Below are 8,447 nucleotides of genomic sequence, written 5' to 3'. Positions count from 1 at the left end.
CCGCCTTGCGTAAGGGGCAGGGCGAGGAGACGGCGCTGCTCACGGCGCTCGCGCGGTTGCACACGACGGGTGTCGAGGTGGACTGGGCGGGGTTCTTCTCCGGGCTGGGCGGTCACCGTGTCGAGCTGCCCACCTACCCCTTCCAGCATGAGCGGTTCTGGCCCCGGCCCGCCGCCGTCACCGGCGATGTCACCACGGTCGGGCTCGTCCCCGCACAGCATCCGCTGCTCGGCGCGGCGGTCGAACTCGCCGGATCCGACGGAGTGTTGCTCACCGGTCGGCTGTCCCCGCAGTCCCACCCGTGGCTCCTGGAGTACCGGCCGGGAGGCGCCGCCGTCTTCCCGCCCGCCGGGTACGTCGAGCTGGCGCTGCGCGCGGGGGACCAGGTGGGGTGTGCCCAGCTGGCCGAGCTGGAGGTGCACACGCCGCTGGTGCTCGGTGGCGATTCCGGGACGGTGGTGCAGATGCGTGTCGGGCCGGCCGACGAGGGCGGCTCCCGCGCGGCGCACCTCTACTCGCGTCCCGACGACGCGCCCGAAGCGCCCTGGACCGAGCACGCCACGGCCACACTGACCGCCACGGAGGAAGCCGCCGGGTTCGACGGCCGCACATGGCCGGCAGCGGACACGACGGCACTCCAACACGAGGAGTTCTACGTCGACTTGGGGCTGGGAGCCGCCTTCCAGGGGCTGCGCTCCGTCAGCTCGGGGGAGGGCCGCCTCGACGAGGTCTTCGTCGAGGCGGCCCTCCCCGGGGAGACCGTGTCCGAAGCCCCGTACTTCGGTATGCACCCCGCCCTGCTCGAATCCGTGCTCCAGGCCGCGGAGTTCCTCGGCGTCGGCGGCAACGGCGGCAACGGCGGTGAGGACGGCGGCGAGTGCGACGGTGGGTCGGCGCCCCTCGGTTGGTCCGGGGTTTCGCTGTTCGCGCACGGAGCCGCGACGGTCCGGGCCCGTGTCGCGCGCGCCGGAGACGACGCGGTGTCCGTCCAGGTGGTCGATGCCGCCGGTGAGCCGGTGCTGTCCGCGGCCCGGGTGTCCCTCCGACCGCAGCCGGTGGTCGAGGCCCCCGGACAGCAGTCCGCAGACGACGTACCGGCGGCGCCGCGCGGGCCGGCGCGCGGGCGACGGCGGGCGGCGACGACGGCCGGGGACGGCGGCGCCGCGGCGGCGAACGCGCTCACCCGGCAGCTCCACGGCATGCGGGACGGCGAGCGCCGGCGGCTGCTCATCGACCTCGTACGCAGGGAGACGGTGGCCGTCCTGCGGCACTCGTCGGCCTCCGCGATCGACGCCCGGCGTGACTTCAGCGACCTCGGGTTCGACTCGCTCATGGCCGTCGAACTCCGCAACCAGCTCGCGGCGGCCACCGGCCTGAGCCTGCCGGCCACCCTGGTCTTCGACCACCCCACGCCGGCCGCCCTCGCCGGGCATCTCGTCGCGCGGCTGACGGGCGAGGACGGCGCCGACCAGGGCCGCCCCCTCCTGGCGGACCTCGACCGCCTCGACTCCGCGCTGGCAGCGGCCGATCCCGACGAGCTGACCAGAACGGCCGTCACCAACCGGCTGCTCCAGATGCTGGAGAAGTGGAAGGGCTCCGAGGCGGAGAACGCCGGAACGGAGGTCGCCGCTCGCATCGGCTCCGCGAGCGAGGACGAAATCTTCGACTTCATCGACAACGAGCTCGGCCGTCTGCGCGATCGCTGACCCCGGCACCCAGAGTCATACGGAAGGTTCCACCCCCATGTCGAACGACAGCAAACTCGTTGACTACCTCAAGTGGGTCACCGCCGATCTGCACCAGACCCGCCAACGGCTGCTGGAGGTCGAGGCCGAGAAGCAGGAGCCGGTAGCCATCGTCGGCATGGCGTGCCGGCTGCCCGGCGGGGTGCGTTCCCCGGAAGAGCTGTGGCACATGGTGCAGGAGGGCCGGGACGGCATCACACCGTTCCCCACCGACCGCGACTGGAACCTCGACGGCCTGACGGGAGACGGCGGTACGACGCCCGAGGCGGGATTCATCGACGCCGCCGCCTTCGACGCGGAGTTCTTCGGCATCTCCCCGCGCGAGGCCATGACGATGGACCCGCAGCAGCGGCTGCTGCTGGAGACCTCCTGGGAGGCGCTGGAGCGCTCCGGTATCGCACCGACCGGCCTCAGGGAGAGCCGCACCGGTGTGTTCGTCGGCACGAGCGGCATCGACTACGCCGGCGTGGTGATGAACTCCCGCGAGGACATGGAGGGGCACGGCAACACCGGCCTCGCCAGCAGTGTCCTGTCCGGGCGGATCTCCTACACCTTCGGACTCCAGGGGCCGGCCGTCACGGTGGACACCGCGTGCTCGTCCGCCCTCGTCTCCCTGCACCTGGCCGCCAACGCGCTGCGCAGCGGCGAGTGTTCGCTCGCCCTCGCCGGCGGCGTGACCGTGCTCGCCACGCCCATGGGCTTCTCCGGCTTCAGCCGGCAGGGCGGTCTTGCCGGGGACGGCCGGTGCAAGGCGTTCGCCGACGCGGCCGACGGCACCAACTGGTCCGAGGGCGTGGGCGTGCTCGTCGTCGAGCGGCTGTCGGACGCGCAACGCCACGGGCACGAGGTACTGGCGGTGGTACGCGGCTCGGCCGTCAACCAGGACGGCGCCTCCAACGGCCTGAGCGCACCGAACGGCCCGTCCCAGCAGCGGGTCATCCGCCAGGCCCTGGCGAGCTGCGGGCTGTCGACGGCCGACATCGACGCGGTCGAGGCCCACGGCACCGGCACCAGGCTGGGCGACCCGATCGAGGCCCAGGCGCTCCTGGCGACCTACGGGCAGGAGCGGGACCCGGAGCGGCCGTTGCTGCTGGGTTCGGTGAAGTCGAACGTGGGGCACACCCAGGCCGCTGCCGGCGTCACGGGCGTCATCAAGATGGTCATGGCGCTGCGGCACGGTGTGCTGCCGCGGACGCTGCACGTGGACCGTCCGTCCTCGCACGTGGACTGGTCGGCGGGTGCGGTGGAGCTGCTGACGGAGGCGCGGCCGTGGCCGGTGGTGGAGCGTCCGTGGCGCGCGGGTGTCTCCTCGTTCGGCATCAGCGGCACGAACGCGCACGCCATCATCGAGCAGGCCCCGGAGGCCGGGCCCGGGGGGACCACCGAGTCCGCCGAGCCTGTGGGGAACGCCGAGGGCCGGGCCGGTGCCGCTGCTCCGGTGCCCACGGCCGTTCCGGCATCCGTCCCGGAGTCGGTGCCGTGGGTGATGTCGGCCAAGTCGGAGGCCGCGCTGGAGGAATTGCTGGAGCTGATCGCGCCGCTGGCGGAGAAGGAATCCCCGGTGGACGTGGGCTTCTCGCTGGCCTCCGGCCGGGCCTCACTGGCCCATCGGGCAGTGCTGCTGGCAGGTACCGACGGCCGGACCCGGGAGGCGGCCCGGGGAACGGCCACCGACCGCTCCGGCACGTCGGCGTTCCTGTTCTCGGGTCAGGGTTCGCAGTGGCCGGGTATGGGCCGGGAGTTGTACCAGCGTTTCCCGGTGTTCGCGGAGGCGCTGGATGAGGTGGTGGCGCTGCTGGACGCAGAGCTGCCGCGTCCGCTGCGGTCGGTGATGTTCGGTGAGGCGGCGGATCTGGAGGAGACGGGCTTTACTCAGCCTGCGTTGTTCGCGCTCGAAGTGGCGCTGTTCCGGTTGGTGGAGTCCTGGGGTGTGCGGCCCGACTTCGTGGGAGGTCATTCGGTCGGTGAGGTGGCTGCCGCCCACGTGGCCGGGGTGTTCTCGCTGGAGGATGCGTGTCGGCTGGTGGCGGCTCGTGCGCGGTTGATGGGCGCGCTCCCATCGGGTGGTGCGATGGTGGCCGTCGAGGCGTCGGAGGAGGAGGTACGACCTCACCTTTCCGAGGGAGTCGCGCTGGCCGCGGTGAACGGGCCTACCTCGGTGGTGATTTCGGGTGCTGCGGACGAGGTCGAGAGGGTGCTGGCCCGGTTCGAGGCGGAAGGGTGCCGTACGAGTCGGTTGCGGGTCTCGCATGCTTTCCATTCGCCGCTGATGGAGCCGATGCTGGAAGACTTCCGCCGGGCCATCGGGGGGCTGGACTTCCAGGCTCCGGCTGTCCCTGTGGTGTCGAATGTGACGGGGGAGATGGCGTCGGCGCAGGAGCTGACGACCCCCGGGTACTGGGTGCGGCATGTCCGGGAGACGGTGCGGTTCGCCGACGGTATCGACGCGCTCGTGAGTGAAGGTGCGGACTCCTTCGTGGAGTTGGGGCCCGGCAGTGCGCTGGCGGCGATGGTGCAGCACTGTGTGGATCCGGAGGCGCATCCGGACGCGGTGGCGGTGGCGGCTCTGCGCAAGGGCCAGGGCGAAGAGACAGCACTCGTCACAGCACTCGCGCGGTTGCACACCGTGGGTGTCGAGGTGGACTGGGCGGGGTTCTTCTCCGGGCTGGGTGGTCGTCGTGTCGAGCTGCCCACCTACCCCTTCCAGCACGAGCGGTTCTGGCCCCGGCCCGCCGCGCTCACCGGCGATGTCACCACGGCAGGTCTGGCTCCTGCCCAACACCCGCTGCTGGGCGCCATGTTGGCGCGAGCCGACTCCGAGGAGGTGCTGTTCACCGGGCGGCTGTCGTTGCAGAGCCACCCGTGGCTGGCCGAGCACGTGGTGGACGGGACGGTCGTCTTTCCGGCCACCGGGTTCTTCGAGCTGGCGACGCGCGCCGGCGATCAGACGGGCTGCGAGCGGGTTGCGGAGCTGACCGTCGGCGACCCGCTGGTACTGGCCGAGGACCGCGCCGTCCTGCTCCAGGTGCTGGTGGGCGCCCCCGACGGCGAGCGGGGCGACCGCACGGTGTCGGTGCACGCGCGGCAGGACGACGGTGTCGCCGGTCGGCCCTGGACCGAGCATGCGCGGGGCGTACTGAGCGCGGGCGGCCCGTCCGGGACGGCGGAGGAGCAGGCGGCGCGGGAGTTCGATGTCGGGGTCTGGCCGCCACGGAACGCCGTCGTCGTCGACCTGGAGAACTTCTACGAGGACACCGGGTACGGGCACGTCTTCCAGGGGCTGCGCTCGGTGTGGGTGCGCGGCGACGAGGTCTTCCTGGAGGCCGCCCTGCCGCCCGATGCCGTGGACGCCGAGGCGTTCGAGCTGCATCCGGCGCTGCTGGACGCTGTGCTGCACGCCCACCGGTTCACCGGTCCGGGGGAGGAGGGCGACCGTCTGGTTCCCGCCGCCTGGCGTGGCGCCGCCCTGCATGCCGTCGGTGCCTCCGTGGTGCGGGCACGGCTGACGAGGCTCGACGAGGACACGGTGTCCGTCGCCGTCGTCGACGTCGAGGGCGGCCCCGTGCTGACGGTGGACGGGCTGAGCTTCCGCGCCGAGGCGGCCGGCGCTGTCGCCGCCGCCGTGGGCAGCCCGGAGTACGAGTCCCTGCTCTCGCTCGACTGGGTGGCGGCGCCTGCCGTGCAGCCGGCCACGCAGGTGCGTCATGTGACGCTGGGGGCCGACGAGTTGGGGACCGGCGGCGGCACCGTTGTGTCGCCGGCCGAGCTTTCCGGCGACGAGGACTTCGTCCTGGTGCACGTCTCCGGTGTGACGGGCGACGGCGCCGACACCCCGGCGAGGGCGCGGGAGCTGGCCGGCCGCGCGCTGGGGCTGGTGCAGGAGTGGCTCGGCTCGGAGCGCCCGGGCCGGGCCCGTCTGGTCTTCGTGACCCGCGGCGCCGTCTCCGCCGACGAGGGCGAGGCCGCCACGGATGTGGCCGCGGCGGCGGTGTGGGGCCTGGTGCGCTCGGCCCAGTCGGAGCATCCCGAGCAGTTCGTGCTGCTCGACCTCGGGCACGGGGAGGAGGACCCGGCGGCGGTGCTCGCCGGGCTGCCGGGCCTGCTGGAGGCGGGAGAGCCGCAGTTCGTCGTGCGCGAGGGCGTCGTCCGGGTGGGGCGGCTCGCTCCGCTCGGCGCGGGTGCGGGCCTGCTGCCGCCCGTCGATGTGCCGTGGCGGCTGGAGACGGCGGAGGCCGGAGGCGGCGCGGACGGCCTGCGCCTCGCCCCGTGCCCCCGCGTGCTCGAACCCCTGGCGGAGGGCCAGGTCAGGCTGGATGTCCAGGCCGCCGGAGTGTGCACCGGGGAACTGCTTGGCGGCGCGGATGGCCCGGCGGCGGACGGTGCCGCCGCGCCGGGTGCGGAGGCGGCCGGTGTCGTCGTCGAGACAGGCCCGGGTGTTCGGGAACCGCGCCCCGGCGACCGCGTCATGGGGCTGGTGCCCGGCGGCTGCGGCCCCGTCGCCGTGACCGATGCGCGGCTGCTGGCCCCGGTGCCGGACGGGTGGACCCCGGCCAGGGCGGCAGCGGTGCCGCTGCCGTTCCTCACCGCGCTGTACGCCCTCGGCGACATCGCGGGGGTCCGCGCGGGACGGTCCGTCCTCGTCCATGCGCACGCGGACGCCCTCGACGTGGCGGCCGTGCAGGTGGCCCGGCATCTGGGTGCCGATGTGTACGCCACCGTCGTGAGCGAGGAACAGCGCGCCGCCCTGCGGGCGTTCGGCGTCCCCGACGGACATCTCGTCACCGTGGGGACCGCCGGGTTCGAGAGCCGCCTGTCGGAGAGCACGGACGGGCGTGGTTTCGACGTGGTGCTCAATGCGCCGGGCGTCCGAGCCGATGGAGGCGCCCGAGCCGATGGAGTCGGCGGAGTCGGTGAGGTGCCGCTCGGGTTGCTCGCGTCCGGCGGCTCCCGCCTGGACCTGGACCTGGGCCGGGCCGGTGGCACGCCCCGCGCCGCATCCGATGCGCGGTGCCGCACCGTCGACCTGGCGGAGGCGGGACCTGAGCGCATCCAGGCCATGCTCACCGAACTCCTGGACCTCTTCGCCCGCGACGCCCTGCGTCCCCCGCCCGTCACCGCACGGGATGTACGCCGGGCCCGCGACATCCTCCGGGAAGGGCAGCCGGGCCGGCCGCACGAGCCGGGCATGCCGGGGCACCGCGGCCGGACCGTCCTCACCCTGCCCCGCCCCTGGAACCCCGACGGCACGGTGCTCATCACCGGCGGAACCGGCGGTCTCGGCGGCGAACTCGCCCGCCACCTGGTGGCCGAGCGCGGTGTGCGACACCTGCTGCTGGTGAGCCGCAGGGGCGCCGAGGCCCCCGGAGCCGTGGAGCTGGAAGCCGAACTGACCGCGCACGGCGCACAGGTCACCGTCGCCGCCTGCGACGTGGCCGACCGGGCGGCGCTGGCCGCGCTGCTGAGCCGGATCCCCGCCGGGCATCCGCTCACGGCGGTGGTCCACACCGCCGGCATCCTCGACGACGGCGTCGTGACCTCGCTGGACGCGGACCGCACCGCCGCCGTCATGAGCCCCAAGGCCGACGCCGCCTGGAACCTGCACACCCTCACCGAGGAGTGCGACCTGGCCGCGTTCGTGATGTTCTCCTCGATCGCTGGCGTCACCGGCGCCGCGGGACAGGGCAACTACGCGGCGGGCAACGTCTTCCTCGACGCCCTCGCCCGGCACCGCAGGGCACTCGGGCTCCCCGCGCAGGCCCTCTCGTGGGGCGCGTGGGCGCGCGGCGCCGGCATGACCGGCACGCTGACGGAGGCCGAGATGCGCCGCATCGCCTCCTCCGGCGTGCCTCCCCTCACCGTCGCACAGGGCCTGGCGCTGTTCGACGCGGCCGGGGCCTGCGACGCGTCCCACCTCGTCGCGATCGGACCCGTCTCCGGCCCCGTACGCGTCCCCGGCCCGGTCCCGCCCATTCTGCGCGGCCTGGTGAAGGGCGGCCGGCGCACCGCCGCCACCGCCGCCGGTGGCGCCGGCACCGCCCTGGTCCTCACCAGGAAGCTCACCGAACTCACCGAGGACGAACGCCTCCGCCACGTCGTGGACCTCGTCCGCACCGAGGCCGCCACGGTCCTCGGCCACACCTCCGCCGAAGCCGTCCAGGCCCGGCGCGGCTTCAACGACCTGGGCTTCGACTCGCTCACCGCCGTCGAACTGCGCAACAAGCTCACCACCGTGACCGGCCTGCGCCTGCCGGCCACCCTCGTCTTCGACCACCCCACGCCCACCGTGCTCGCCGAACACCTCGTCGCGCTGCTGCTCGACCAGTACGACGAGGAGGCCGAGGAGGCCGAGGCCGCTGCCGGTCTGCCCACGACGGCCGGCCCGGACGCCGCCGACGACCCCGTCGTCATCGTCGGCATGGCCTGCCGACTGCCCGGCGGCGTCCGGTCACCGGAAGACCTCTGGCGGCTCGTCCTCGACGGCGGCGAGGGCATCGCAGACTTCCCCACCGACCGCGGCTGGGACCTGGACGCGCTGCTCGGCGACGGCGACCAGGACGGCGGACAGGGCCGCAGCGCCACCTCGAAGGGCGGCTTCCTCGACGGCATCGCCGACTTCGACGCCGACTTCTTCGGGATCTCCCCGCGTGAGGCGCTCGCCATGGACCCGCAGCAGCGGCTGCTGCTGGAGACCTCCTGGGAGGC

2 protein-coding genes are annotated in these 8,447 nt (G+C 73.8%); both read left to right on the top strand.

Annotated features, from left to right (window positions below; all coding sequences use genetic code 11):
- On the top strand, positions 1-1,706 hold a 1,706-nt coding region (locus SCA03_RS34045; protein ID WP_174864524.1), incomplete at its 5' end, for a phosphopantetheine-binding protein.
- Positions 1,707-1,743: 37 nt separating this feature from the next.
- Positions 1,744-8,447: type I polyketide synthase (locus SCA03_RS34040; RefSeq protein ID WP_141275861.1), on the top strand; the 6,704-nt coding region annotated here is incomplete at its 3' end.

The sequence above is a fragment of the Streptomyces cacaoi genome (assembly GCF_006539165.1).
Lineage (GTDB): Bacteria > Actinomycetota > Actinomycetes > Streptomycetales > Streptomycetaceae > Streptomyces > Streptomyces cacaoi.
Note: the sequence above shows the minus strand (reverse complement) of the source record. Positions and strands in the feature narration are given on the sequence as shown.